Origin of the sequence: Streptomyces sp. NPDC006687 (genome assembly GCF_040636215.1) — a bacterium.
Taxonomy (GTDB): Bacteria; Actinomycetota; Actinomycetes; order Streptomycetales; family Streptomycetaceae; genus Streptomyces.
This window is the reverse complement of sequence record NZ_JBEYJJ010000014.1, coordinates 124,626-147,881: the sequence shown is the minus strand read 5'-3', so window position 1 is coordinate 147,881 and position 23,256 is coordinate 124,626. Positions and strand designations below refer to the sequence as shown.

Below are 23,256 nucleotides of genomic sequence, written 5' to 3'. Positions count from 1 at the left end.
ACGCCCGGTTACATTCCGAACCCGGAAGCTAAGCCTTTCAGCGCCGATGGTACTGCAGGGGGGACCCTGTGGGAGAGTAGGACGCCGCCGAACAATCATTGTGGGAAAGCCCCGCACCTTCTGGTGCGGGGCTTTTCTGCGTTCAGGGTCCATCGGGCGCGGATATTTTGTTGACCTGCGGTGAGCCGCAGGTTTGTATACAGCGGTATGGAACAGCAGAAGCAGGTAGAGCAGCAGCACGTGATCCGGTTCGTGAGGGCCGGCGAGTGGGAGAAGGTCAAGGGTCTGCGGCTGGACGCGTTGCGGGATCCCGCCGCGTCGGTGGCCTTCCTGGAGACCGTGGAGCAGGCCGCCGCCCAGCCCGATGAGCACTGGCAGGACCGGGCGGCGCGGGCCGCCGCGGGGGAGCAGGTCGCTCAGATCATCGCCGAGGGGCCCGACGGGCAGTGGGACGGGTCCGTGTCCGTGTTCATTGAGGGCGCGGGGTCGACGGACTTCCTCGGTCAGGTCGTCGAGGTCGATCAGGCGCACGTCGTCGGGGTGTTCGTGCGGCCCGAGCAGCGGGGGAGCGGGCTCACCGACGCGCTGTTCGAGGCGGCGCTGGAGTGGGTGTGGAAGCGGGAGTCGCCGGCGCTGGGGCGCGCGCGGCTCTTCGTGCACGAGGAGAACGAGCGGGCCGCCCGGTTCTACCGGCGGTTCGGGTTCCGGCCGACCGGGCTGGTGATCCCCAAGCCGGACGAGCCGTCCGCGAAGGAGCACGAGTACGTGTTCCCGCGGCCTGCCGGCAGCGGCGGGGTCTAGAGGGCGGGCCACTCTGGCCAGCGGGCGCGGGCCTGTTCGCGGCTGCGGCACAGGGCCAGGAGCGGGAGCGTCTCGTCGGTGAGGAGGTCGGGGAGCTGGGGGACGGGGGCGACGGCCGCCACGTCCTCCAGGACCAGCGTCATTGGTGGGTCGAGCCGACCGTGGGATGACCGTGCGGCCATGCGGCGGCCGTGCTCGACCACGTGCGAGGCGAGTGCGGTGAGCAGGGGCATGGCACCCGGCCGGGTTCGGGGGTCCTCCAGGGGCTCACCCACTACGTAGAGGGTGCCCCCTTCGGCGGCGAACGAAGCCAGCGTGAGGGCATCTGTTCGGTTCGGGTTGCATGCCTCGCGGATGTGGACCGAGGTCAGGCAGGACAGGGCGCGGGCCGTCAGGTACTGGGCCTGCTCGCGGCGGTCCGGGTGGGCGATGAGGGCGCTTTCGAGCTCTCCGGCCGCGCCGGGGGCGGCCTGGGGGTGGGTGCGCAGGATGCGGACCGGTTCTTGGGAGCCGTTGCCCTGGGCCCAGCGGGCCAGCTGCTTGAAGGGGAGGCCGTCGAGGGCGGCTGCCTGGAGCCAGCTGCGCAGCAGGGTCTCGGCGGTGTCGGCGACGGCGGCGTCGAGGCGGGCCTGGGGGCGTACGGGGGCCAGCAGGGCGATCGCGCGGGCGGCGGCGGTGTCGCGTTCGGCGCAGCCGTCGGCGGGGTTCCAGTGCATGCGGGCCGGGGTGTCGCACAGGTGCGAGGGATCGTAGAGGAGGGCCGGGCCGAGTTTGGCGCGGGCGTCCTTGGTGTCCTGCCAGAGGGCGGGGGAGGACGTGACCACTAGGACGGCGCCTTCGGCGGCGGAGACGGCCTCCACGGCGAGGCGGTGGCGTTCGGCCGGGGGTGCGTAGGCGAGGCGGTGCCCCTGCGGTGCGGGGGCGGTGTGGTCGGGCTCCGCCTGTGGCGCGGGGGTGGTGCGGGCGGGCGGGGCGTAGCCGAAGCCGTAGCGGTACGCGTCCTGTGCGGCGGGTGCCGAGGGGGCGGCGCTGTACGGGGTGCGTGGCGGGGTGGCGCTGTCCTGGCGGCCGCGCTGGTCGCCGGGCGGGGTGGCGTACGGGGTCGCGGGGCCGCCGGTGGTGCGGTCCGGCGTCGGGGCGGGGAGCGGGGGCGTGGCCGTCTCGGCGTAGGTCGCGGCGGCGGGCGTGGAGGCGCGCACGGCCGGGCGGGACGTGTCCCGCTCCGTGACGGGGGCCGGGCGGGGGGCCGGTGGGGTGGTCGGGGGAGTGGCCGTGGCGTTGGCGGAGGCGGGGTGGGTGGCTTCAGAGCGGGGCGCGGCCGCACTGGCCGGGCCGGCCGGCCGTGGGGCAGGGCTTTCGCTCGTGTCCGGAGCGGGGTGGGCGTGGCTGGCAGGGGTCCCGTCTGCGGCCCGTGACGGAGCCGGGGCCTGGGAAAGGTCCGCGCCCGTATCCGGGCCGGGGGTCCTGGCCCCGGGTTTCGTTCGGGTGCGGCGGGCCTTGGCGCGGGTCACCACGCCCAGGGTGAAGATCGTCAGGACCAGCAGGACCAGGAGCTGGCTGATGAACAGGCCCCAGAACAGCCCCCACCCCGAGAGGGCCGCCGGGTCGGTGTCCGGCCAGGCGGCGGGGATGTCGTGCGGTTGCGTTATCAGGGCGCGGACCGCCCCCGGGGTGCGGGTGAAGGTGACCGTGGCCGGCCAGGCGCCCTTCGAGAAGAGGGCCGCCAGGCCGGTGGCCGACCAGACCAGGACGGCCAGGCCGAGGAGGAAGGCCAGGAGGCCGACCAGGACTCCGTCCGGGATGCCGCCGCCGCGCGCGCGGGGCTCCGTACCTCTGGGGTCGTGCATGGTGCTCAGGCCACCGTGGTCGCTGATCCGGGGCCGGCGCCCCGCTGGCGTTCGATGTACAGGGCTCGTTCCTCCGCTTCGAGCTCCGCGGCCAGCAGGTCCTCGGGGAGCTGCGGGGGCGTGGAGGACTCCGTCATCGCGCGGTCGGTGTAGACGAGGGGGCGTTCGGTCTCGGTGATCAGGTGTTTGACGACCTGGACGTTGCCGTTGACGTCCCAGACGGCGATGCCGGGGGTGAGGGTCGGGATGATCTCCACCGCCCAGCGTGGCAGGCCGAGGACGCGGCCCGTGGCGCGGGCCTCGTCGGCCTTCTGGGCGTAGATGGTGCGGGTCGAGGCCATCTTGAGGATGGCCGCGGCTTCGCGGGCGGCGGCTCCGTCGACGACGTCGGAGAGGTGGTGGACGACGGCGACGAAGGACAGGCCGAGGCGTCGGCCGAACTTCAGCAGGCGCTGGAACAGCTGGGCGACGAAGGGGCTGTTGATGATGTGCCATGCCTCTTCGACCAGGAAGATCCGCTTCTTCCGGTCGGGGCGGATCCAGGTGTGTTCCAGCCACACGCCGACGATCGCCATGAGGATGGGCATGGCGATGGAGTTGCGGTCGATGTGGGAGAGGTCGAAGACGATCAGGGGGGCGTCGAGGTCGATGCCGACCGTCGTCGGGCCGTCGAACATGCCGCGCAGGTCGCCGTCCACGAGGCGGTCGAGGACGAGCGCGACGTCGAGGCCCCAGGCCCGCACGTCGTCTATGTCGACGTTCATCGCGAGGGCGGACTCGGGTTCGGGGTGGCGCAGCTGCTCGACGATGTCGGTGAGGACGGGCTGGCGGTCCTGGATGGTGTCCACGACGTAGGCGTGGGCGACCTTGAGGGCGAAGCCGGAGCGTTCGTCCAGGCCGTGGCCCATCGCCACCTCGATGATGGTGCGCAGCAGCGCGAGCTGGCCCGTCGTGGTGATGGCGGGGTCGAGGGGGTTGAGGCGGATCCCGCCGTCGTTGGCGGCGATGGGGTCCAGGCGGATGGGGGTTATCCCCAGGGCTTCCGCGATGAGGTTCCATTCGCCGACGCCGTCCTCGCCCTGGGCGTCGAGGACGACGACCTGGCGGTCGCGGAAGCGCAGCTGGCGCAGGACGTACGTCTTCTCCAGCGCCGACTTGCCGTTGCCGGATTCGCCCAGGACGAGCCAATGGGGGGCGGGGAGCTGCTGGCCGTAGAGCTGGAAGGGGTCGTAGATGTAGCCCTTGCCGCTGTAGACCTCGCGGCCGATGATCACACCGGAGTCGCCGAGGCCGGGGGCGGCGGTGGGCAGGTAGACGGCCTGGGCCTGGCCGGTGGAGGTGCGCACGGGCAGGCGGGTGGTCTCGACCTTGCCGAAGAGGAAGCTGGTGAAGGCGTCCGTCAGTGCGGACAGGGGATCTCGCATGGGCGGCTATTCCCTCCAGCTAGCGTCGGATGCCGGTGGCGAACGGCAAGGTGTTGACGAAGGCGCGGTGGTGCTCGCGGTCGCACCATTCGAGTTTCAGGTAGGACTTGCCGGCGGAGGCGCGGATGGTGCGCTTGTCGCGGGCGAGGGCTTCGGGTGAACGCGAGGACACCGTGATGTACCCGACCAGGTTGACCCCGGCAGCGCCGCTGGCGAGATCTTCACCCCTCTGGTCGAGCCGGCCGTGGGCGGCGATGTCGCGGGGGTCGACGGTGCGGTTCATCTTGGCGGCACGGGAGGCGTCGGCCTCGTCGTTGGTCTTCTCCGTGAGCATCCGCTCGATGGCCACCTCGGTGGGTTCGAGGTCCATGGTGACGGCGACGGTGCGGATGACGTCCGGGGTGTGGACGAGGAGGGGGGCCAGGAAGTTCACGCCGACGGGGGTCATCGGCCATTCCTTGACCCAGGCGGTGGCGTGGCACCAGGGGGCGCGGGTGGAGGATTCCCGGGTCTTGGCCTGGAGGTAGGTGGGCTCCACGGCGTCGAGCTCGGCGGGCCAGGCGTTGCGCTTGGTCATGGCCTGGATGTGGTCGATCGGGTGGTCCGGATCGTACATGGAGTGGACGAGGGACGACAGGCGTCCCTGGCCCAGTGGCTGGCGGACGCGGATGTCGGCCTCGGCGAGGCGGGCGCAGATGTCGGTGAGTTCGCGGGCCATGACGATGGCGAGGCCGGCGTCGCGGTCGAGCTTGCGGCCCTTGGTGCTGCCGGCGCGGGCGATGGTGTGGGCCTCGGCGGCGAGCTCGCGGGTGTAGTGCATGCAGGCGACGAGGTAGGCGCGGTGCTGCTCCGAGGAGGTGGAGACCATCGACTGGAGCTGGTCGTAGGAGTCGCGCAGCCAGGTGGGGGAGGTGGTGTTCCCGCGCTGGGCGACGTCCTTGGCGTGGGCGTCGGGGTCGGCGGGGAGGGTGCGGGCGAGCATCTGGAGGCGGGTGACGAAGCCGTCGCCGTTGGCGACGTGCTTGAGGAGGGTGCCGAAGCGGTCGACGAGGGCCTCCTGGTCCTCGCTGTCGCGCAGGCCGACGCCGGGGCCCTCGATCTCGATGGCGGCGGTGACGGTGCGGCGGTCGGCGTGGAGGAGGACGGCGATCTCGTCGGGGCCGAAGGGGGCGGCGAGCCAGTTGATGCGGCCGATGCCGGGCGGCGGGCCGACCTCGACCTCGCGGCCGTCGGCGGCGCGCGTGCCGGCCTCCATGGCGGAGGAGCGGTAGGTGGTGCCGCGGCGCAGGGTGCGCTTGTAGCTGCGGGTGATCTCGAACCACCGGTAGTAGGTGCGGCCCTTGTAGGGCACGTAGACGGCGGCGAGGGCGAGCAGGGGGAAGCCGACGAGCGTGACGATGCGCAGGGTGAGGTCGGGGACGAGCAGTCCGCTCATCATGCCGAGGAACGCGCCGACGATGATCAGGGCGATCTCGCCGGTTTCGCGGTTCTTGCCGACGATCGCGTTCGGCCGGGCCCGGCCGATGAGATACGTGCGGCGGGGCGCGATGGGGTGGATCTGGTGGGACTGGGTCGTCAACGCCCGTCACCTCCTGTGTTCCTCGTACTTGAGCCCGTGCGGGGCGGGGGTGCGGCGGGTGGGACGCTTCCGCCGCCGGTCCCGCTGCCGGAGCCGCGGCTGCTGTGGGCGGCCATGCCTCCGGAGATCTGGTTGGCGTCGCCGCCGGCGCGGTGGGCGCCTCCGCCTCCGCCTCCGCCGCGGCTGCTGTGGGTCTTGATGCCCTGGGAGACGAGGGAGGCGGGGGAGCTGATGACGGCTGCGGCCTGGGCGCCGTCGGTGGCCTGCTTGCGGTTGCTGCGGGCGGAGGCGATCTCGTCGCCGAAGCCGGGGACGAAGCGGTAGATCATGGCGGACGCGAAGATCGCCAGGAGGATGATGGCGAGGCCGGAGACGACGGCGGAGAAGGCGTTGGGGCCCTTGTCGCCGGCGAGGGCGCCGGCGAGGCCGAGGACGATGACGATGACCGGCTTCACGAGGATGACGGCGATCATGATGCCGGCCCAGCGGCGGACGTGGCCCCACATGTTGCGGTCGACGAGTCCGGCGTAGACGACGGTGCCGAGGAGGGCGCCGACGTAGAGGAGGGCCGCGCGGATGACGAGCTCCAGCCAGAGGACGCCGGCGGCGAGGACGGTGACGAGGGCGACGACGATCAGCATGATCGGGCCGCCGCCGATGTCCTCGCTCTTCTTGAGGGCCTCGGTGAAGGAGCCGAAGAAGACGTCGCTCTGGCTGCCGGTGGCGGAGGCGATGACGTCGGTGACGCCGTCGGTGGCGGAGACGACGGTGTAGAGGATGAGGGGGGTGAAGGCGGAGGCGAGGACGGTCAGCCAGAGGAAGCCGATGGCCTCGGAGAGGGCGGTGGAGAGGGGGACGCCGCGGATGGCGCGCTTGGCCACGGCCAGGAGCCACAGGACGAGGGTGAGGATGGTGCTGGCGGCGAAGACCACCGCGTACTGCTGGAGGAAGGCGGGGTTGGTGAAGTCGACGGTGGCGGTGCCCTTGACGGCTTCGCTGAGCTTCCCGACGATCCAGGCGGCGGCGTCGGCGCAGCCGCGGGCGAGGGAGGCGAGGGGGTTGAGGGCGTCGGTGGGGCTGTTCGGCGAGAGGCCCGTGCTGGCTCCCGTGCCGGGGCTGGTTCCGGCGGCCTGGCGTTCGCAGGCTTCCTTGAGCGTGCCGATGACGCCTTCGCACTTGGAGGGCGCCGGGGTTCCCGACGGAGAGCCGGAGGGGCTGGGGCTCGGGCTGGGGGCGGCGACGGCCCGCGCCGACAGCGTGACGAGCGCCGCCTGAAGGGCTGTCAGGGCCGCGGTGATGCGGAAGGGGGCGCGGGTGGCGGCGGCGCGCAGGCCGGTGGCAGGCCGGCGGAGGGTGGTGCTGGTGCGGGTGGGCGCACCGGGGCGGCTACCGGGCATAGGTGAACCCTCCGAACTCCTGGACGGCCTTGCTGATGTCGTCGGACGTGGAGGCGGGGACGTCGCCGGGGACCGGGGCGGGACCGCTCTGTTCGCTCTCGGAGGCGATCTTCCAGTCGTCCCCCACCCAGGTCAGTTCGAAGGTCCAGGTGTTCCAGGTGGTGCGCACCGGATTGGTGGACTTGGCGCCGGACATGCCGACCAGGCCCGTGTACCAGACGGAGACCTTGGCGTTGGTCGGACTGTAGTTCTCGACGCGGGTGCCCACCGGGACGGAGCGGGTGACGAAGGTGCTGCCCTGCGGGGCGTTGCCGTTGGCGTCGAGGCCCAGGGTGGCGAGGAAGGCGGAGGAGTAGGCGGCGTCCTGCTGGGGCTTGCGCTGGGCCGCCGCCTCCGGGGTGTAGAGGGCGTCCATGAGGGCGTGGCGGACGTCCTTCTTGAGCATGCCGTCCGAGCCCAGGGCCACCGTGTAGTTGGCGGCTGCTGATTGGGCGCCCTGGTCGTCGTGGGCGAAGCCCTTGGGGATGCCGGCGGTCTTGGTGGTGACCGGGGCCGTGCCCGTGGGGGACGTCGCGTGGGTGGACGGGGGTTTGTCGGAGGTGGTGTCGCGCGGGGTGTCGTGGGACTGGTTCGCGAAGGCGATGGCGGCGATGAGCAGGACCACGACCCCGACCACCGTGATCAGGCCGCGCGAGGCGCGGGGGGTGCGGCGGGGGGTGCCGTAGGCGTCGGCGGGGGAGTCCGGGAGGCGGGTACGGGTCTGGCCCGTACCGCCCACTCCGCCGTGGCCGGGGCCCCCGCCGTACTGGTCGTCGTCGTTGCTCATTGCCTGTCGTCCGCCCCCTCCGCGTCGTACGACGGTAGCGCTCGTTTCCGCGCAGGCGCGGTGTGGTGATTCCTCATCAGGGTGCGGCCGGCCGCGGTGGTTCTGCTAGACGGCCATTCCGTAGACGATCGTGAAGAGGGTGCCGAGGGAGCCGATGATGAAGACTCCGGTGAGGCCGGCCACGATCAGGCCCTTGCCCTGTTCCGCGCTGAAGGTGTCGCGCAGCGCGGTGGCGCCGATGCGCTGCTTTGCGGCGCCCCAGATGGCGATGCCGAGGCAGAGGAGGATCGCCACGGCCATGATGACCTCGATCATGACCTTCGCTTCGTTGCCGAGACTGCCGAACGGCCCCCAGTTCGGGGCGATTCCGCCGATGATGGTGGTGATGTCGCCCTTTTCGGCTGCCAGGATCATGTAACTCACCGCCCCTGTATGGGTAGTTCCGGTAGCCCGTGCCCGACGGCAGGGGTCACGCACTATCTTCGCTGATGAAACGTCGGCCGTCGTCGACTTGGCCGGTCTCTTTACCCGATGTCCCGGGTTTCGGGCCGTGCGTGCGCTCGTACGCATGGCCTGAACTGGTCACTCTGTGTATCACGGGGGGTGACCTGGGGCAATGACTGGCGGCTCGGGGGATGGCGTGCCGTGGTGGTGGCGCGGTCGTGGCGCTCGGGGGGCGTACGGGTGCGTGGGGGGCGTGCGGGGTGGGGCGGGCGCCGGGTGGGTCAGCTCCAGTGGGCGGGGCGGGTGAGGCCGGCGGGGATGCGGGTGCGGGCGTCGCCGTGCGCGGCGTTGAGCTGGGGCTGGGTGAGGAAGAGGGTGTCGCGGAGGTCGGCGCCGCGCACGTTGGTGTCGCGCAGGTCCGCGCCGACCAGGTCGGCGCCGCGGAGGTCGGCCCGGCTGAGGTCGGCGGCGATCAGGTAGGCGCCGCGCAGGTTGGCCCCGCGCAGGTCGGCTCCGGCGAGGCGGGAGCCCATCAGGTCGGCGCCGCGGTGGTTCTTCTTGCGGCCCGGTGAGGTGGCGCGGGCCAGTTCGCTGGTCTTCAGCAGGAGGGTGTTGATCTCCTGGCGCAGGGCCGGGACGTCGAGGGCGGTGAGGGTGGCGGCGTCCGCCCGGGTGAGGGACTCGGTCCTCGTGAGGAGCTCGCGGAGGGCCGGGTGGAGGGGGGCGGCGGCCGGGAGGGCGAGGGCGGCGGACACGTAGAAGAGCAGCTCGTGCAGCTGGCGCATGACGGGGAAGGCGTCGAACATCGCCTGCCGGGTGCCGGGATGGGTGCGCCAGTCGCGGCCCTCGAAGGTGACCTGGGAGACCTGCTGGCCCGCGCCGAAGCAGTCGAAGACGGTGCAGCCCTGGAACCCCTGGTCGCGCAGGCCGGTGTGGATGCCGCAGCGGAAGTCCTGCTGGAGGTTCTTGCAGGGGGTGCCGGCGGACTTGTTCACGGCGAAGTCGGCCGACTTCGCGAAGGGCAGGGCGACGCAGCACAGCGCGAAGCAGTTCGCGCAGTCGGCCTGGAGGAGGGGGAGGGCGGGGAGAGCGGGGCGGGAGGAGCTGGCCATCCGTCCATTGTGAGGGGTGGCGGGGGGTGGGGCCCGCGTGCGTTCCCCCTGCGTTCCGCTCGAAAGCCCTTGATCGGGAACTCGGCCGGAGTGAGGATCTGTCCATGACAGAAGTGCTCGCGGTCGCGGTCATCACCCTGCTCGCCGTCATCAGCCCGGGGGCGGATTTCGCGATGGTGGTGCGGAACAGCTATCTGTACGGGCGCTCCACCGGCCTGTTCGCGGCCGCCGGAGTCGCGGGCGGGGTGCTGGTGCACGTGTCGTACACGATGCTCGGGGTGGGGCTGCTGATCGCCTCGTCGACGGCCCTGTTCACGGCGATCAAGCTGGCGGGTGCCGCGTACCTGGTGTGGATCGGGATCCGGACCTTCCGGGCGCGGGCGGAGCTGACGGTGGACCTGGAGTCCAAGCCCGAGCTGACGCGGCTGGGCGCGCTGCGCAACGGGTTCCTCACCAATGTCCTCAATCCGAAGACCACGCTGTTCGTCGTCTCCACCTTCACGCAGGTGGTGAACGCGGACACGCCGGCCTGGCGGCAGGCCGGGTACGGGCTGTTCATGTCGGCGGCGCACCTGGTGTGGTTCGGTGCGGTGGCGCTGTTCTTCTCCCACTCCGCGCTGCGCGAGCGGATGCTCAGGGCGCAGAAGGCGCTGAACCGGGCCATCGGTTCGGTGCTGGTGGGGCTGGGGATCGGGCTCGGCGTCGCCCGCTGAGGGCTGGCGGCTGGGGTTACCTGTCGGTAGCGTGCGGCGGCATGGGTGCTGAGGACGGGTTCTACGAGCGGATCGGCCGGCCCGGTGAGGCCCGCTTCCTGGCCACCGAGGCGACGCGCGGGCCGTGGGACGCGGGCGCGCAGCACGCGGGGCCGCCCGCCGCGCTGCTCGGGCGGGCGGTGGAGGAGCGGCCGGGGGCGCGCGGGGACATGCGGGTCGCACGGATCACGTACGAGATCCTGCGGCCGGTGCCGATCGGGGAGCTGACGGTGGCCGCGTCGGTGCTGCGGGCGGGGCGGGGCACCGAGCTGATCCAGGCGTCCCTCACCCCGGCGGGCGCGGACGCCCCGGTGATGCTGGCGCGGGCGCTGCGGATCCGGGTGGCCGACGAGCCGGTGCCGGAGGTGACGCAGGGGGCGCGGGTGGCGCCGCCGGGGGAGGCGGCGCCGTCGCCCTTCTTTCCCGTGCCGTGGGAGACGGGGTACCACTCCTCGATGGAGGCCCGCTTCACGCGGGGGGCGTTCACCGAGCCGGGGCCGGCGACCTGCTGGATGCGGATGCGGGTGCCGCTCGTCGCGGGGGAGGCGGTGCGGCCGCTGGACCGGGTGCTGGTCGCGGCCGATTCGGGGAACGGGATCGGTGCGGTGCTGGACATCGGGCGGTACGTCTTCGTCAACGGCGACCTGACGGTCCACCTGCACCGGCATCCGGTGGGGGAGTGGGTGTGCGTCGAGGCGCGCACGAGCGTGGACCCGGCCGGCATCGGCCTCGCGGACGCGCGCCTGCACGACGAGAAGGGGCCGATCGGGAGGGGGGCGCAGAGCCTGTTCGTGGCGGCCAGGTGAGGGCCACCCCGGACTCAACCCCGTTGTGGGGCGGGGGAGTCGGTGTGGCACCCTCGTGCGGATGGAGGCTTTGAGACACACCGACCCGGCGCAGATCGGCGCGCAGACGCTGCTGGCCCGGCTGGGGGCCGGGGGCATGGGCCAGGTGTACCTCGGCCGGTCGCCGGGAGGCCGACTGGTGGCCGTCAAGGTCATTCGGGAGGAGATCACCGGGCACCCCGAGGCGCTCGCGCGGTTCCGGCGTGAGGCGGAGACGGTCCGCGCGGTGCGCTCCGCCTATACGGCGAACCTGATCGACGCGTCGCTGGCGGCGCCGCCGTACTGGCTCGCCACGGAGTACGTCGCCGGGCCCACGCTCAGCCACGCGGTGCGCGAGTTCGGGGCGCTGCCCGCCGCGTCCTGCCGCAAGCTGTTCGCCGCGCTGGCGGAGGGGCTGGCGAGCGTGCACGCGTACGGGGTCACGCACCGGGACCTCAAGCCGCAGAACGTGATCCTCGGCGCGCAGGGGCCCCAGCTCATCGACTTCGGCATCGCCAAGGGCGTGTCCGAAACGGCCCTGACGCAGACGGGCGCCGCCCCCGGCACCCCGGGTTACACCGCCCCGGAGGTGCTGCTGCGCGGCGAGGCCGCGGCTCCGGCCGACGTCTTCGCCCTGGGTGCGACGCTCGCGTACGCGGCCACCGGCCGGGCGCCGTACGGGACCGGGGAGCCGACGGCGGTCAACTTCCGCGCGGTGCACGGGGAGATCGACGTCGCGGGGGTGGAGCCCGGACTCGCGGCGCTGATCAGGGCCTGTGTGGTGGCGGAGCCCGCGGCCCGGCCGGCCCCCGCCGAGATCATTCGCCGTTGTGCCGTGGACTCGGCACTGGTCGACGACCCCGTGTACGCCTCGCTCACGGCGACCGCGGGCGCTGCGGGGCAGCTCCCCGGGATGCTGCCGTCGACCATCGGGCCGGGGCTGCCGCCCGCGCCGTCGGGTTACGTGCCGACGTACGTGCCCGGCGGGCAGCCGGCCGCGGCGCGCGGGCCGGCCGTGCCGCGCTGGGCGGTGGCGGTGGCGGCGGGTCTGCTGGTGGGCGGCCTCGCGACGGGCGGCTACCTGCTGCTCCCGGACCAGGGGGAGGCGAGGAACGAGGGGGTCAAGGCCCCGTCCCCCTCGGCCACCCCGTCGCCCGCGGGCGGGCAGCCCTCGACGGGGGGCCTGCCGGCTTCGAGCCCGGCTCCGGGTGCCGCCTCTTCCGGGCCGGCCGGCGGTTCGGGGGCGGTGTCCGACCACATCGAGCCCTCGACGGTCTCCCGTGACCTGTGGACCGGTACCGCGACCGGTGAGGGGAGCTGCAACCTGCCGCCGGAGGAGCGGGCTCAGTACCTGGTGGCCTCCGCGGTCGAGGCCGCCGACCCCAACGCGAAGACGGTCGCGGGCAAGGTCAGGATCCGGGTGATGCTGAAGCCGTACCACCAGGAGAAGGGGCCCTACTTCGTGTCCGTCGGGGTCAAGCCCCCGCACGAGATCGACCCGACGACCCAGCGGCCGTACGAGAACGTCCGCGACTACAACCACAGCATCGGCTACACCAGCAAGCCGGTCGACCTCACCCGGACGACCGACGGCGGGGGCGTCATCCTGACCTACCCCGACGACTTCGCCACGCAGCTCGTGGACAACGACGGGAACGCGAAGCGCTTCCCGGCCATCCCGGTGGCCAACGATCCGGGCAACTGGACCGTGTTGTTCTACCGAGTCAGGGGCCTCAGGGAGTACAGCAGCCTCTACTGCACCGGCTTTCCGGTGAAATAGTGTCCGACAGACTGATGAATGCACTGTCAGGCGGACGGTCGTAAGGCAGTGTTGACGGGTGCGCAAATTCTGGATGGCAAGCGGGATCGGGATCGGCGTCTGCCTGACCTTCGTCGCGCTGCTGGTCGTCGGTACGTACTCGGCGGCGGCGAGCCTCATGAAGGGCGGCAGGCAGGGGTCCGTCGGGCTGGTCAAGGGGGCCGTGCCGGCGATCTACCAGCCGCTGGTGGAGAAGTGGGGGAACCTCTGCCCCGCGCTCAACCCGGCCATGCTGGCAGCCCAGTTGTACACCGAGAGCAACTGGAAGCCGGACGCGCTCAGCAACGCCGACGCGCGCGGCATCGCCCAGTTCATCCCGGAGACGTGGGCCACGTACGGGGTCGACGGGGACGGTGACGGGGACCGGGACATCTGGGATCCCAAGGACGCCATCCCCTCGGCGGCCTCCTACGACTGCCAACTCGCCAAGGACGTCGCGAAGGTGGCAGGCGATCCGTCCGACAATATGCTCGCCGCCTACAACGCCGGCCCCTACCGGGTCATCAAGGCGGGCGGGGTGCCGCCGATCACCGAGACGCAGGGCTACGTGAAGGCCATCCGCTCCCTGGAGAAGAGCTTCGCGCAGCCCCTCGGCCGGGTCTCGCCCTCGCAGCAGGCCGCCGGGGCCGTGTACTTCGCGCAGAAGCAGCTCGGGACGCCCTATCTGTGGGGTGGTGACGGGACGGCGGCGGACAACGGGCGGTTCGACTGTTCCGGGTTGACCAAGGCGGCGTACGAGAGCGTGGGGGTCGAGCTGCCGCGGGTGGCCAACGACCAGTACAACGCCGGGTCGCATCCCTCGCGGGCCGAGCTGCTTCCCGGTGATCTCGTCTTCTTCTCCGACGATCTGACGAACTCTCGGGAGATCCGGCACGTCGGGCTGTACGTGGGCGGCGGCTACATGATCAACGCCCCGTACACCGGAGCCGTGATCCGCTTCGACAAGATCGACACCCCTGACTACTTCGGCGCGACCCGGGTCACCAAGGAGGGGGCGGAGGCGCTTCCGGAGCGGTCGCCGGCTGCTCCCAAGGCTTAGCCACGCTGCGTTAAGCGCAGGCCCTGAGCTGCGACGATGAGTCACCTTTGGATAACGTTGCCGTGATCATCCGGTGTGGGTGGAACCATGCGCGCCAGAACGGGCGTTCCATGGTCACGGGGGCTGATCGGCGGGGGGAGTTGAAGGGGGCGCACACCGTCGTGCGCCCGCACGGGACCTAGGCAGGCAAGGGGCCGCGGCGCATGGCTGGACTCACGAGCGGTGGGCCGAATGTGGATGTCAGCCTGCTGTACCGGATCAACAGCGTCGCGCGCGGTGCCCCCGACTGGCTCGACCGGGGCGTCGCCCTGCTCGCCTCGTACGGGCTTCCGCTCGCCATGGTGCTGCTCGTGCTGTGGTGCTGGCGCGGGGCGCGGCGCCAGGACGAGGCGGCCGCCGCCGAGTCGTTCGCCGCACTGGTGTGGGCGCCGCTGGCGGCCGCGATCGCGCTGCTGGTGAACGTGCCGCTGCGCGGGTTCGTGGCGCGGCCGCGGCCGTACCTCGCGCACGAGGGGCTGGAGGTGCTCGGCGGTGTGGACGGCGGTCCGGGCGCCGGGTTCTCGTTCGTCAGCGACCACGCCACCCTCGCCATGGCGCTCGGCATCGGGCTGTTCCTCGCCAACCGCCGGCTCGGGCTGGCCGGGATCGGGCTGGCGCTCGCCGAGGGGCTGTGCCGGGTGTACCTGGGCGTGCACTACCCGACGGACGTGATCGGGGGCTTCGCCCTCGGGACGGCCGTCGTCCTCCTCCTCGCACCGCTCGCCATGGCCGGGCTGACCCCGCTGGTACGGGCGCTCGCGCGGGCGCCGCGGCTGGGCCGGCTCGTACGGGCCAAGGACTACATGGTGGCCCGCCCGGTGGAACTCCCGCAGCGCCCGGCGGAGAGCGACCTCGCGGCCTGACACGGCCGCGCGGGTTCCGTCACCGGTTCCGTCACGGGTTCCAGAGGGCCAGCAGCAGGGCCACCACCAGGCACAGGCCCGCCGCGCCGAAGCAGAGCCGGACCGCCGTCGGGCGCGGACGGGGCCTCACGGGCCGCCGCCCTCGCCGCCCTCGCCGCCGCCGCCCGGGCGCTCGGCGTCGTCGCGGCGGTAACGGGAGCGCAGCCACAGCCCGGTGGCCGTCGCCGCGGCGGTGGTGAGCGCGATGGCCAACGCCACGTCGGCCGGCCCGTCCGCCGAGCCCACCGGACGGGCCCACGCCGCCGCGACCGGGGTGAGGGCGAACAGCAGGGCCCAGAGGAGGGCCACGAGGAGGGCCACGAGGCGGGGTGCGGTTCCTGGCATGCCTCCAGCGCAACCGGTCCGGCCACCCCCGGCCAGCCGGGACGTCCGAACGAGCGACACGCCCGGCCGCGGGGGGAGGGGCTACGCCTGCGCCGGCTCCGGTGGCGCCGGGTGGGCCGTCGCGTCCTTGCGGGCCAGGTCCCGGGAGCGGCGGGCCGGGCCCTGCCAGCCGCAGGTGCAGACCGCCAGGCAGAACGAGCCCCGTTCGGCGGTGCTGGTGGTGTGGCGCGGGGCGGGCACAGAGGGAAGCGGAGCGACCGGGGTCGCCGGGGTGTGCGGATCCACGGCTCCACCGTACCGGGGCCCGGGCAGCGTCGGTACGGCCCCTGGCCACTTCCCGACCGTGACGGGAAACCCCGGACCTCGTTAACCGGAGCGGGTGGGGGCCTCGGGCAAGCAGCGGTCATGCGTTGGGGGTTGGCAGGCGATGGTGGTGCACCAGCACAGGCGGCGACGGCTGCGACGGCGTGCGGGCGAGGCGGTGCTCGCGGTCTGCGTGGCCGTCACCGTGGCCGCGCTGGGCGGTTGCGGCGCCGCGAGCGGAACCGTGGCCGGCGGCGCGGCGGCCGACGCCCGGCCCCCGGGCGACCCGGTGGCGGCGGTCCGCGGGGCCGCCGACGCGCTGACCGCCACCGGCAGCGCCCAGGCCCGTACGGCCATGGAGATGGCCACCGGCGGGACCCGGGTGACGATCCGGGGCGAGGGCGGGGTCGACTTCCGCAAGCGGATGGGCCAGCTCCTGGTGATGCTGCCCGCCGATGTGAAGGGGCAGCCCGAGCACCGGCCCATCACCGAGCTGCTCGTTCCCGGCGCCCTCTACATGAAGAACCGCGGGGCGGGAGTGCCCGACGACAAGTGGGTCCGCCTCGACACCGCGGCCCTCCCCGACGGCAACCTCGTCACGGGCGGGGCCACCGACCCCCTGGCCGCCGCCGAGCTCCTGCGGGGCGCACAGCAGGTGACGTACGTCGGCGAAACCGACCTGGCGGGTACCAAGGTGCGGCACTACCAGGGGACGACCGACATCGGCAGGGCCGCGCAGAACGCCTCCCCGGGGGTCAGGGAAGCACTGCGGGCGGCGGCGAAAGGGTTCGCCGAGGACAGCGTGCCGTTCGACGCGTACCTGGACGAGCAGGGCCGGCTGCGGAAGGTCCGGCACCGGTTCACGTACGTGAAAAATGGCGTGATCGATGTCTCGTCCACGACCCTCCTCTACGGGTTCGGGGCCCCGGTGACCGTCGTATTGCCCGCAGAGGGGGACATTTACGCCGGGAAGATCGCCGAATAGCCGGCCGGAACGGCCCGGGCGGGTACGTCCGGGCCATGGCCCGCTATCCGGAAATGGTCCATCCGTGTCATGCGCGGCACGAGGCGCGCTCCCTAGGCTGGGAAGCCGGGTGCCGGACGGGCGATGGCGGCAGAGAGAGGTGACACGCGTGACTCCCGCAGGCGGTACGACGGTGCAGGACCACGTGGCGCTCGCCGAGATCGAGCTCTGCGGGGAGCTGATCATCGCGGCGTCGGCCGCGTCCGAGGACCGGCTCAGCCAGGACCGGATCGACGAGGTGCTGATGGGCATAGGACCGTAGCCGGCCGTAGACGCAACCAGAACGGAACTAGCTGCGCAGCAGGCGGGCGATGGCCTTCGTGGCCTCCTCCACCTTGGCGTCGATCTCGGTACCGCCCTTGACGGCGGCGTCCGCCACGCAGTGGCGCAGGTGCTCCTCCAGGAGCTGGAGGGCGAAGGACTGGAGGGCCTTCGTGCTCGCCGACACCTGGGTGAGTATGTCGATGCAGTACACGTCCTCGTCGACGAGCCGCTGGAGGCCCCGGATCTGGCCCTCGATCCGGCGCAGCCGCTTGAGGTGCTCGTCCTTCTGGTGGTGGTAGCCGTGGACGGGAACGGCCCCGGAGCCCTCCGCCTCGATGGTCGTCATGCGTCCTCCCGTGGTCCGGAACGAGGGGGTATATACCCCTCGCGGGTATAGGTTACGTCGCCCGGGCCGCTAGGGCAGGGTTCCGTAGGGCCCACTCTGCCTGATGGAGGACAGCTGGGGACCGCCGGTTAGCCGTGGCCGGGCGATGCGCCTAGCATCAGCCTGACCGAATCCGATGCACCCCGAGGACCCCACGTGCGATTTCGTCTGACCCCCAGGGAGACGAGCTTCTACGACATGTTCGCCGCATCCGCGGACAACATCGTCACGGGCTCGAAGCTCCTGATGGAACTGCTCGGAGCGGACCCCTCCGCCCGGGCCGAGATCGCGGAGCGGATGCGTGCCGCCGAGCACGCCGGGGACGACGCCACCCACGCGATCTTCCACCAGCTGAACTCCTCCTTCATCACGCCGTTCGACCGCGAGGACATCTACAGCCTCGCCTCGTCGCTCGACGACATCATGGACTTCATGGAGGAGGCCGTCGATCTCGTCGTCCTCTACAACGTCGAGGAACTGCCCAAGGGCGTCGAGCAGCAGATCGAGGTCCTGGCGCGGGCCGCCGAGCTGACCGCCGAGGCCATGCCGCACCTGCGGACCATGACCAACCTGACCGAGTACTGGATTGAGGTCAACCGGCTGGAGAACCAGGCCGACCAGATCCACCGCAAGCTGCTCGCCCAGCTCTTCAACGGCAAGTACGACGCCATCGAGGTGCTGAAGCTCAAGCAGATCGTCGATGTGCTGGAAGAGGCCGCCGACGCGTTCGAGCACGTCGCGAACACGGTGGAGACCATCGCGGTCAAGGAGTCCTGAACCTCGTGGACACCTTCGCTCTGATCGTGACCATCGGTGTCGCGCTCGGCTTCACGTATACGAACGGTTTCCACGACTCCGCGAACGCCATCGCGACCTCCGTCTCGACGCGGGCCCTGACCCCGCGCGCGGCGCTGGCCATGGCCGCGGTGATGAACCTCGCCGGTGCCTTCCTGGGCAGCGGTGTCGCGCAGACGGTCAGCAAGGGGCTCATCGAGACCCCGCAGGGCAACCGCGGCATGTGGATCCTCTTCTCCGCCCTCGTCGGCGCGATCGTGTGGAACCTGATCACCTGGTACTTCGGGCTGCCCTCGTCCTCCTCGCACGCGCTGTTCGGCGGCATGGTGGGCGCGGCGCTGGCCGGCGGGATCGGCGTCCTGTGGGACGGGGTGCTGGACAAGGTCGTCATCCCGATGTTCCTGTCACCGGTCGTCGGCCTCCTCGTCGGCTACCTGGTGATGGTCGCCATCCTGTGGATGTTCCGCCGCTCCAACCCGCACAAGGCCAAGCGCGGCTTCCGGATCGCGCAGACCGTCTCGGCGGCCGGCATGGCCCTCGGGCACGGCCTCCAGGACGCCCAGAAGACGATGGGCATCGTGGTGATGGCCCTGGTCATCGCCGATGTGCAGGGCGCCGACGATCCGATCCCGGTCTGGGTGAAGATCGCGTGTGCGGTGATGCTGTCGCTCGGCACGTACGCGGGCGGCTGGCGCATCATGCGCACGCTCGGCCGCAAGATCATCGAGCTGGACCCGCCGCAGGGCTTCGCGGCGGAGACCACCGGTGCCTCGATCATGTTCGCCACCGCCTTCCTCTTCAAGGCGCCGATCTCCACCACCCACGTGATCACCTCGGCGATCATGGGTGTGGGGGCGACGAAGCGGGTCAACGCGGTCCGCTGGGGCGTGGCCAAGAACATCATCCTCGGCTGGTTCATCACCATGCCGGCGGCGGGCCTGGTCGCCGCGCTCGTCTTCTGGCTCGCGGACCTGGCCTTCGTCGGCTGAGACGGACACACCCGGTACGGAAACGGGCCGGCTCCCCCCACCCAGGGGGAGCCGGCCCTCTTTCTTTCCGTCCTGCGGTGGCACCGCCATGCAGCACCGCCGGACGTCCGTGCGAGCGGCCCCGGCTGGATCAGCCGAAGCGGCCCGAGATGTAGTCCTCGGTGGCCTGGACGGACGGGTTGGAGAAGATCCGGTCCGTGTCGTCGATCTCGATCAGCTTTCCGGGCTGGCCGACGGCGGCGAGGTTGAAGAAGGCGGTGCGGTCCGAGACGCGGGCCGCCTGCTGCATGTTGTGGGTCACGATGACGATCGTGAACCGCTCCTTCAGCTCCCCGATCAGGTCCTCGATGGCGAGGGTGGAGATCGGGTCGAGGGCGGAGCAGGGCTCGTCCATCAGCAGGACCTGCGGCTCCACCGCGATGGCGCGGGCGATGCACAGGCGCTGCTGCTGGCCGCCGGACAGGCCCGAGCCGGGCTTGTTCAGGCGGTCCTTGACCTCGTTCCAGAGGTTGGCGCCCTTGAGGGAGCGCTCCACGATGTCGGCGAGCTCGGCCTTGCGGTAGCTGCCGTTCAGGCGCAGGCCCGCCGCCACGTTGTCGAAGATCGACATGGTGGGGAAGGGGTTCGGGCGCTGGAAGACCATGCCGACGGTGCGGCGCACCGCGACGGGGTCCACGTTCGAGGCGTACAGGTTCTCGTCGTCCAGCAGCACCTTGCCCTCGACGCGGCCGCCGGGGGTGACCTCGTGCATCCGGTTCAGGGTGCGCAGGAAGGTGGACTTGCCGCAGCCGGAGGGGCCGATGAAGGCCGTCACGGAGCGGGGTTCCACGGTCATCGAGATGTCATCGATGGCCTTGTGGCTGCCGTAGAAGGCGGAGAGGCCGCTGACGTCGATTCGCTTGGCCATGAGGGGTCACTTCGCTTTCATACAGTCGCGTCAGCGACCGGTCTTCGGGGCCTTCCAGCGGGCTATGCCGCGGGCCACCAGATTCAGGATCATGACGAAGGCGATCAGCACGAGCGCCGCGGCCCAGGCCCGGTCGTAGGAGGCTTCACTGCCGACCTTGTACTGCTCCCAGATGTACAGCGGGAGGGAGGACTGGGCACCTTCGAAGGGGTTGCCGTTGATCAGCTGGGACCCGAAGACCAGCAGCATGATCGGCGCGGTCTCGCCGGCGATACGGGCGACGGCCAGCATGACACCGGTGGCGATGCCGCCGATGGCCGTCGGCAGGACCACCTTGAGGATCATGCGCCACTTGGGCACGCCGAGGGCCAGGGCGGCCTCGCGCAGCTCGTTCGGGACGAGCTTGAGCATCTCCTCGGTGGAGCGGACGACGACCGGCATCATCAGGATCGACAGGGCCATTGCGCCGGCGAAGCCGGAGGGGCCGAAGCCGAGCATCAGGTTCCAGGTCGTCAGGATGAACAGGCCCGCGACGATGGAGGGGATGCCGGTCATGACGTCGACGAAGAAGGTGACGGCGCGGGCCAGCCTGCCCTTGCCGTACTCGACCAGGTAGACGGCGGTCAGCAGGCCGATCGGGGCCGCGATCAGGGTGGCGAGGCCGACCTGCTCCAGGGTGCCGAGCAGCGCGTGGTAGACGCCGCCGCCCTTCTCGAAGCTGGTCACGCCGTTCATGGAGTGGCTGAGGAAGGCGCCGTCGAGGGCCTCCATGCCGCGGCTGACCGTCGTCCACATCAGGGAGAGCAGCGGGACGACCGCGAGGACGAAGCAGACCCAGACGAGGGAGGTCGCGACGCGGTCCTTGGCCTGGCGGCCGTTCTCGACGACCGAGCTGGCCGTGTACGTGATCACGATGAACAGCAGGGCGGCGATCAGGCCCCACTGGACCTTGCTGTGCAGGTCGAAGACGAGGCCGATGACCGTGCCGAGGACGGCGGAGGCGGCGGCGATTCCGGCGGGGGCCCAGCGGGGCAGGCCGCCGCGGGTCAGGCCGGAGGGGGCGGCGGACTTGCGGGCCGGAGCGGGCCGGTGGTCCTGCAGTGCGTGGCTCATCAGGCGTTCGCCCCCGAGAAGTCCTTGCGACGGGCGATGATCAGGCGGGCCGCACCGTTGACGAGCAGGGTCAGCAGGAAGAGGACGAGGCCGGAGGCGATGAGCGCGTCACGGCCGAACTCGTTGGCCTCGTCGAACTTCGCGGCGATGTTCTGCGCGAAGGTGCCGCCGCCGGCGTCCAGGATGTGCAGCGAGATCAGGAAGCTCGGGGAGAGGACGGTGGCCACGGCCATGGTCTCGCCGAGCGCGCGGCCGAGGCCGAGCATGGAGGCGGAGATGACGCCGGAGCGGCCGAAGGGCAGCACCGACAGGCGGATGACCTCCCAGCGGGTCGCGCCGAGGGCCAGGGCGGCCTCCTCGTTCATGCGCGGGACCTGGAGGAAGACCTCGCGGCTGACGCTCGTCACGATCGGCAGGATCATGATCGCGAGGAGGATGCCGACGGTGAACAGCGAGCGGGCGACGCCGACCTGGGTCTTGTCGAAGACGTAGGTCCAGCCGAGGTACTGGTCGAGCCAGAGGTTCAGCCCGCCCAGCTGCGGGACGAGGAAGAGGGCGCCCCAGATGCCGTAGATGATCGACGGCACGGCGGCCAGCAGGTCCACCACGTAGGCGAGGGGCGTGGCCAGCTTGCGCGGCGCGTAGTGCGAGATGAACAGGGCGATGCCGACGGCGATCGGAACCGCGATGACCATCGCGATGACCGAGCTGACGACGGTGCCGAAGAGCAGGACGGCGATGCCGAAGACGGGGGGCCGGGCGGAGGCGTTCCAGTCGAAGGTGGTGAGGAAGTTCCCCTCGTTCTTCGACAGGGCGATGCTGGCCCGGTAGGTGAGGAAGGCGGCGATCGACGCCATGATCACCAGGAGCAGGATGCCGGAGCCCTTGGAGAGCCCGGAGAAGATCTTGTCACCGGCGCGGCCGGTGGACCTCGCGCTCCTGGAGACAGGCGGAGCCGTGTCTATCTGGTGGGTGGGTGTGCTGGAAGCCATGGTCTTTCCGGTCTGTGTGGGGGGCGAGCCCCCTGGCGGCGGTGCACCGGATTCCCCCGGGGTGGAGGGGGAGGGTCCCCGGGTCCGGGCCGCCCCTGGACGGGGCGGGCCGGACCTCGGGGGTCAGGACTTGGAGCCGTGGACGGTGGGTCTCAGGCGAGGGACTTGATGACCTCGCGGACCTTGCTGTTGATCTCGGTCGGGATCGGGGCGTAGCCGTTCTCGGTGAGGGCCTTCTGGCCGGCGTCCGAGGCGGTGTACTCCAGGAAGGACTTCACGGTGCCGAGCGTCTCGGGCTTGTTGCCCTTGTCGCAGACGACCTCGTAGGTGACCAGGACGATCGGGTACGCGCCCTCGGCCTTGGTGGCGTAGTCGAGCTTGAGGGCCAGGTCCGAGCCGGTGCCGGCGATCTTGGCGGCGGAGATGGCCTTGGAGGCGTTCTCCGGGGTGGCCTTGACCGGGGCGGTGGCGCCGGTGTTCACGTCGACCGTCTTGATGCTCTGCGAGGTGGCGTACGAGAGCTCGAAGTAGCCGATCGCGCCGTCGACGGCCTTGACCTGGGAGGCGACACCGGCGGAGCCGGAGGCGGCCTGGCCACCGGGGGCCGGCCACTTCTTGGACGCCTCGTAGGACCAGGCGTCGGGGGCGGCGGCCTTGAGGTACTTGCCCAGGTTCTCGGTGGTGCCCGAGTCCTCGGAGCGGTGGAACGCCTGGATGGCGGTGGAGGGAAGCGTGGCGCCGGGGTTCAGCTTCTTGATCGCCTCGTCGTCCCACTTCTTGATCTTGTCGTTGAAGATGTTGGCGATCGTGGCGGCGTCGAGGTTCAGCTTGTCCACGCCGGCGACGTTGAAGCCGAGGGCGATGGGGCCGCCGACCATCGGCAGGTTGATGCCCTGGCCGCCGGCGCAGATCTTCTTCGAGTCCTCGACCTGCTCGGGCTTCAGCGCCGAGTCCGAGCCGGCGAAACCGACGGTGCCCTGGTTGAACGCGACGATGCCCTCACCGGAGGAGGAGGACTTGTAGTTCACCTCGACGCCGGAGCAGGCGGCCATGTAGTTCTTGACCCAAAGGTCCACGGCGTTCTTCTGGGCGGAGGAGCCGGAGGCCAGCAGCTTGCCCTTGGCGCCGTCGCACTTGATGTCGCCGGGGGCGGGGGCCGATGCCTTCGTGGTGCCGTCGGCGCCGGTCTTCGTGTTGTCGTCCGAGCCGCACGCCGTCAGGACCAGGGCGCCGGACACGACGAGAGCCCCGAGGGCGGAGGCACGAAGCCGGTTCTTGCGCTGAAGCTTCACTGTTCGGGTGTTCCTTCCGAGGAGCCGCCGGCCGCTTTCTGG

24 protein-coding genes and 1 rRNA gene are annotated in these 23,256 nt (G+C 71.4%); 11 read left to right on the top strand and 14 right to left on the bottom strand.

Features of this window, described 5'->3' with window-relative positions; genetic code table 11:
- A 5S ribosomal RNA gene (rrf, locus tag ABZ716_RS19170) occupies window positions 1-93 on the top strand; the annotation flags it as partial.
- Window positions 94-207: 114 nt separating this feature from the next.
- Complete coding sequence (locus tag ABZ716_RS19165) at window positions 208-801, top strand: GNAT family N-acetyltransferase (protein ID WP_358960234.1); 594 nt, start codon at window positions 208-210, stop codon at window positions 799-801.
- Here the strand turns inward: ABZ716_RS19165 and ABZ716_RS19160 are convergent.
- The 7 genes from ABZ716_RS19160 to ABZ716_RS19130 form a co-directional block, all read right to left on the bottom strand.
- Complete coding sequence (locus ABZ716_RS19160; RefSeq protein ID WP_358960232.1) at window positions 798-2,648, bottom strand: type VI secretion protein; 1,851 nt, start codon at window positions 2,646-2,648, stop codon at window positions 798-800. The genes ABZ716_RS19165 and ABZ716_RS19160 overlap by 4 nt on opposite strands.
- Before the next feature lie 5 nt (window positions 2,649-2,653).
- Window positions 2,654-4,072, bottom strand: coding sequence for an ATP-binding protein (locus ABZ716_RS19155; protein ID WP_358813042.1), 1,419 nt, complete (start codon window positions 4,070-4,072; stop codon window positions 2,654-2,656).
- 19 nt (window positions 4,073-4,091) lie between these two features.
- Window positions 4,092-5,651, bottom strand: coding sequence for an SCO6880 family protein (locus ABZ716_RS19150; protein ID WP_358960229.1), 1,560 nt, complete (start codon window positions 5,649-5,651; stop codon window positions 4,092-4,094).
- Entirely contained in the window at window positions 5,648-7,048 is a 1,401-nt protein-coding gene (locus ABZ716_RS19145) for a hypothetical protein (protein ID WP_358960226.1), read from the bottom strand. Before ABZ716_RS19145 ends, ABZ716_RS19150 begins: the two co-directional genes overlap by 4 nt.
- Window positions 7,038-7,874 carry a hypothetical protein gene (locus tag ABZ716_RS19140; protein WP_358960223.1) on the bottom strand — a complete coding sequence of 279 codons (837 nt, stop codon included), beginning with the start codon at window positions 7,872-7,874 and terminating at the stop codon, window positions 7,038-7,040. Before ABZ716_RS19140 ends, ABZ716_RS19145 begins: the two co-directional genes overlap by 11 nt.
- A gap of 105 nt (window positions 7,875-7,979) precedes the next feature.
- On the bottom strand, window positions 7,980-8,288 hold the full coding sequence (locus tag ABZ716_RS19135) for a hypothetical protein (RefSeq protein WP_042818271.1): 309 nt from the start codon (window positions 8,286-8,288) through the stop codon (window positions 7,980-7,982).
- Window positions 8,289-8,599: 311 nt separating this feature from the next.
- On the bottom strand, window positions 8,600-9,430 hold the full coding sequence (locus tag ABZ716_RS19130; protein WP_358960220.1) for a pentapeptide repeat-containing protein: 831 nt from the start codon (window positions 9,428-9,430) through the stop codon (window positions 8,600-8,602).
- Between the two features lie 104 nt (window positions 9,431-9,534).
- On the opposite strand from ABZ716_RS19130, the gene ABZ716_RS19125 reads away from it, so the two are divergent.
- From ABZ716_RS19125 to ABZ716_RS19105, 5 genes are all read left to right on the top strand, one after another.
- Window positions 9,535-10,143 (top strand): LysE family transporter, encoded by a 609-nt coding sequence (locus ABZ716_RS19125; protein WP_358960217.1) that lies wholly within the window; start codon window positions 9,535-9,537, stop codon window positions 10,141-10,143.
- A 41-nt stretch (window positions 10,144-10,184) separates the two neighbouring features.
- The gene (locus ABZ716_RS19120) at window positions 10,185-10,988 is read left to right on the top strand and encodes a thioesterase family protein (RefSeq protein ID WP_358960215.1); all 804 of its coding nucleotides are present in this window, start codon (window positions 10,185-10,187) and stop codon (window positions 10,986-10,988) included.
- A 61-nt stretch (window positions 10,989-11,049) separates the two neighbouring features.
- A complete protein-coding gene (locus ABZ716_RS19115) occupies window positions 11,050-12,786 on the top strand; it encodes a protein kinase (protein WP_358960212.1) in 1,737 nt (578 codons plus the stop codon).
- Between the two features lie 58 nt (window positions 12,787-12,844).
- A complete protein-coding gene (locus ABZ716_RS19110) occupies window positions 12,845-13,864 on the top strand; it encodes an NlpC/P60 family protein (RefSeq protein ID WP_351892223.1) in 1,020 nt (339 codons plus the stop codon).
- Window positions 13,865-14,067: 203 nt separating this feature from the next.
- Window positions 14,068-14,766: a phosphatase PAP2 family protein gene (locus ABZ716_RS19105; protein WP_358960209.1), complete on the top strand. Its 699-nt coding sequence runs from the start codon at window positions 14,068-14,070 to the stop codon at window positions 14,764-14,766.
- A 126-nt stretch (window positions 14,767-14,892) separates the two neighbouring features.
- Here ABZ716_RS19105 and ABZ716_RS19100 read toward each other — a convergent pair whose 3' ends face one another.
- Together ABZ716_RS19100 and ABZ716_RS19095 are read right to left on the bottom strand one after the other, a co-directional pair.
- The gene (locus tag ABZ716_RS19100; protein ID WP_358960206.1) at window positions 14,893-15,150 is read right to left on the bottom strand and encodes a hypothetical protein; all 258 of its coding nucleotides are present in this window, start codon (window positions 15,148-15,150) and stop codon (window positions 14,893-14,895) included.
- A gap of 81 nt (window positions 15,151-15,231) precedes the next feature.
- Complete coding sequence (locus ABZ716_RS19095) at window positions 15,232-15,390, bottom strand: hypothetical protein (protein WP_358960203.1); 159 nt, start codon at window positions 15,388-15,390, stop codon at window positions 15,232-15,234.
- 187 nt (window positions 15,391-15,577) lie between these two features.
- Here ABZ716_RS19095 and ABZ716_RS19090 point away from each other — a divergent pair, with 187 nt between their 5' ends.
- Together ABZ716_RS19090 and ABZ716_RS19085 are read left to right on the top strand one after the other, a co-directional pair.
- The gene (locus ABZ716_RS19090; RefSeq protein WP_358960200.1) at window positions 15,578-16,438 is read left to right on the top strand and encodes a hypothetical protein; all 861 of its coding nucleotides are present in this window, start codon (window positions 15,578-15,580) and stop codon (window positions 16,436-16,438) included.
- A gap of 148 nt (window positions 16,439-16,586) precedes the next feature.
- Complete coding sequence (locus ABZ716_RS19085) at window positions 16,587-16,739, top strand: hypothetical protein (protein ID WP_351892256.1); 153 nt, start codon at window positions 16,587-16,589, stop codon at window positions 16,737-16,739.
- A gap of 27 nt (window positions 16,740-16,766) precedes the next feature.
- Here the strand turns inward: ABZ716_RS19085 and ABZ716_RS19080 are convergent, their stop codons facing one another.
- A complete protein-coding gene (locus ABZ716_RS19080) occupies window positions 16,767-17,087 on the bottom strand; it encodes a metal-sensitive transcriptional regulator (protein WP_042818427.1) in 321 nt (106 codons plus the stop codon).
- Window positions 17,088-17,282: 195 nt separating this feature from the next.
- On the opposite strand from ABZ716_RS19080, the gene ABZ716_RS19075 reads away from it, so the two are divergent.
- Together ABZ716_RS19075 and ABZ716_RS19070 are read left to right on the top strand one after the other, a co-directional pair.
- Entirely contained in the window at window positions 17,283-17,903 is a 621-nt protein-coding gene (locus ABZ716_RS19075) for a DUF47 family protein (protein ID WP_351892233.1), read from the top strand.
- A gap of 5 nt (window positions 17,904-17,908) precedes the next feature.
- The gene (locus ABZ716_RS19070) at window positions 17,909-18,910 is read left to right on the top strand and encodes an inorganic phosphate transporter (protein WP_358813053.1); all 1,002 of its coding nucleotides are present in this window, start codon (window positions 17,909-17,911) and stop codon (window positions 18,908-18,910) included.
- A gap of 130 nt (window positions 18,911-19,040) precedes the next feature.
- On the opposite strand, the gene pstB is transcribed toward ABZ716_RS19070, so the two are convergent.
- The 4 genes from pstB to pstS all read right to left on the bottom strand — a co-directional run bounded on the left by pstB (window position 19,041) and on the right by pstS (window position 23,214).
- Complete coding sequence (pstB, locus tag ABZ716_RS19065; protein ID WP_358813054.1) at window positions 19,041-19,817, bottom strand: phosphate ABC transporter ATP-binding protein PstB; 777 nt, start codon at window positions 19,815-19,817, stop codon at window positions 19,041-19,043.
- A 30-nt stretch (window positions 19,818-19,847) separates the two neighbouring features.
- On the bottom strand, window positions 19,848-20,930 hold the full coding sequence (gene pstA, locus ABZ716_RS19060) for a phosphate ABC transporter permease PstA (RefSeq protein ID WP_358813055.1): 1,083 nt from the start codon (window positions 20,928-20,930) through the stop codon (window positions 19,848-19,850).
- Window positions 20,930-21,922: a phosphate ABC transporter permease subunit PstC gene (gene pstC / locus ABZ716_RS19055; RefSeq protein WP_358813056.1), complete on the bottom strand. Its 993-nt coding sequence runs from the start codon at window positions 21,920-21,922 to the stop codon at window positions 20,930-20,932. Before pstC ends, pstA begins: the two co-directional genes overlap by 1 nt.
- 152 nt (window positions 21,923-22,074) lie before the next feature.
- Window positions 22,075-23,214, bottom strand: coding sequence for a phosphate ABC transporter substrate-binding protein PstS (gene pstS, locus ABZ716_RS19050; protein WP_358960198.1), 1,140 nt, complete (start codon window positions 23,212-23,214; stop codon window positions 22,075-22,077).
- Window positions 23,215-23,256 lie beyond the last annotated feature (42 nt).

Bases quoted from the DNA above. Each gene is read 5' to 3' on its own strand.
- ABZ716_RS19165 (WP_358960234.1), top strand. From the start codon at position 208: ATGGAACAGCAGAAGCAGGTAGAGCAGCAGCACGTGATCCGGTTCGTG.
- ABZ716_RS19160 (WP_358960232.1), bottom strand. From the start codon at position 2,648: ATGCACGACCCCAGAGGTACGGAGCCCCGCGCGCGCGGCGGCGGCATC.
- ABZ716_RS19155 (WP_358813042.1), bottom strand. From the start codon at position 4,072: ATGCGAGATCCCCTGTCCGCACTGACGGACGCCTTCACCAGCTTCCTC.
- ABZ716_RS19145 (WP_358960226.1), bottom strand. From the start codon at position 7,048: ATGCCCGGTAGCCGCCCCGGTGCGCCCACCCGCACCAGCACCACCCTC.
- ABZ716_RS19140 (WP_358960223.1), bottom strand. From the start codon at position 7,874: ATGAGCAACGACGACGACCAGTACGGCGGGGGCCCCGGCCACGGCGGA.
- ABZ716_RS19135 (WP_042818271.1), bottom strand. From the start codon at position 8,288: ATGATCCTGGCAGCCGAAAAGGGCGACATCACCACCATCATCGGCGGA.
- ABZ716_RS19130 (WP_358960220.1), bottom strand. From the start codon at position 9,430: ATGGCCAGCTCCTCCCGCCCCGCTCTCCCCGCCCTCCCCCTCCTCCAG.
- ABZ716_RS19125 (WP_358960217.1), top strand. From the start codon at position 9,535: ATGACAGAAGTGCTCGCGGTCGCGGTCATCACCCTGCTCGCCGTCATC.
- ABZ716_RS19120 (WP_358960215.1), top strand. From the start codon at position 10,185: ATGGGTGCTGAGGACGGGTTCTACGAGCGGATCGGCCGGCCCGGTGAG.
- ABZ716_RS19115 (WP_358960212.1), top strand. From the start codon at position 11,050: ATGGAGGCTTTGAGACACACCGACCCGGCGCAGATCGGCGCGCAGACG.
- ABZ716_RS19105 (WP_358960209.1), top strand. From the start codon at position 14,068: ATGGCTGGACTCACGAGCGGTGGGCCGAATGTGGATGTCAGCCTGCTG.
- ABZ716_RS19100 (WP_358960206.1), bottom strand. From the start codon at position 15,150: ATGCCAGGAACCGCACCCCGCCTCGTGGCCCTCCTCGTGGCCCTCCTC.
- ABZ716_RS19090 (WP_358960200.1), top strand. From the start codon at position 15,578: ATGGTGGTGCACCAGCACAGGCGGCGACGGCTGCGACGGCGTGCGGGC.
- ABZ716_RS19080 (WP_042818427.1), bottom strand. From the start codon at position 17,087: ATGACGACCATCGAGGCGGAGGGCTCCGGGGCCGTTCCCGTCCACGGC.
- pstB (WP_358813054.1), bottom strand. From the start codon at position 19,817: ATGGCCAAGCGAATCGACGTCAGCGGCCTCTCCGCCTTCTACGGCAGC.
- pstA (WP_358813055.1), bottom strand. From the start codon at position 20,930: ATGAGCCACGCACTGCAGGACCACCGGCCCGCTCCGGCCCGCAAGTCC.
- pstC (WP_358813056.1), bottom strand. From the start codon at position 21,922: ATGGCTTCCAGCACACCCACCCACCAGATAGACACGGCTCCGCCTGTC.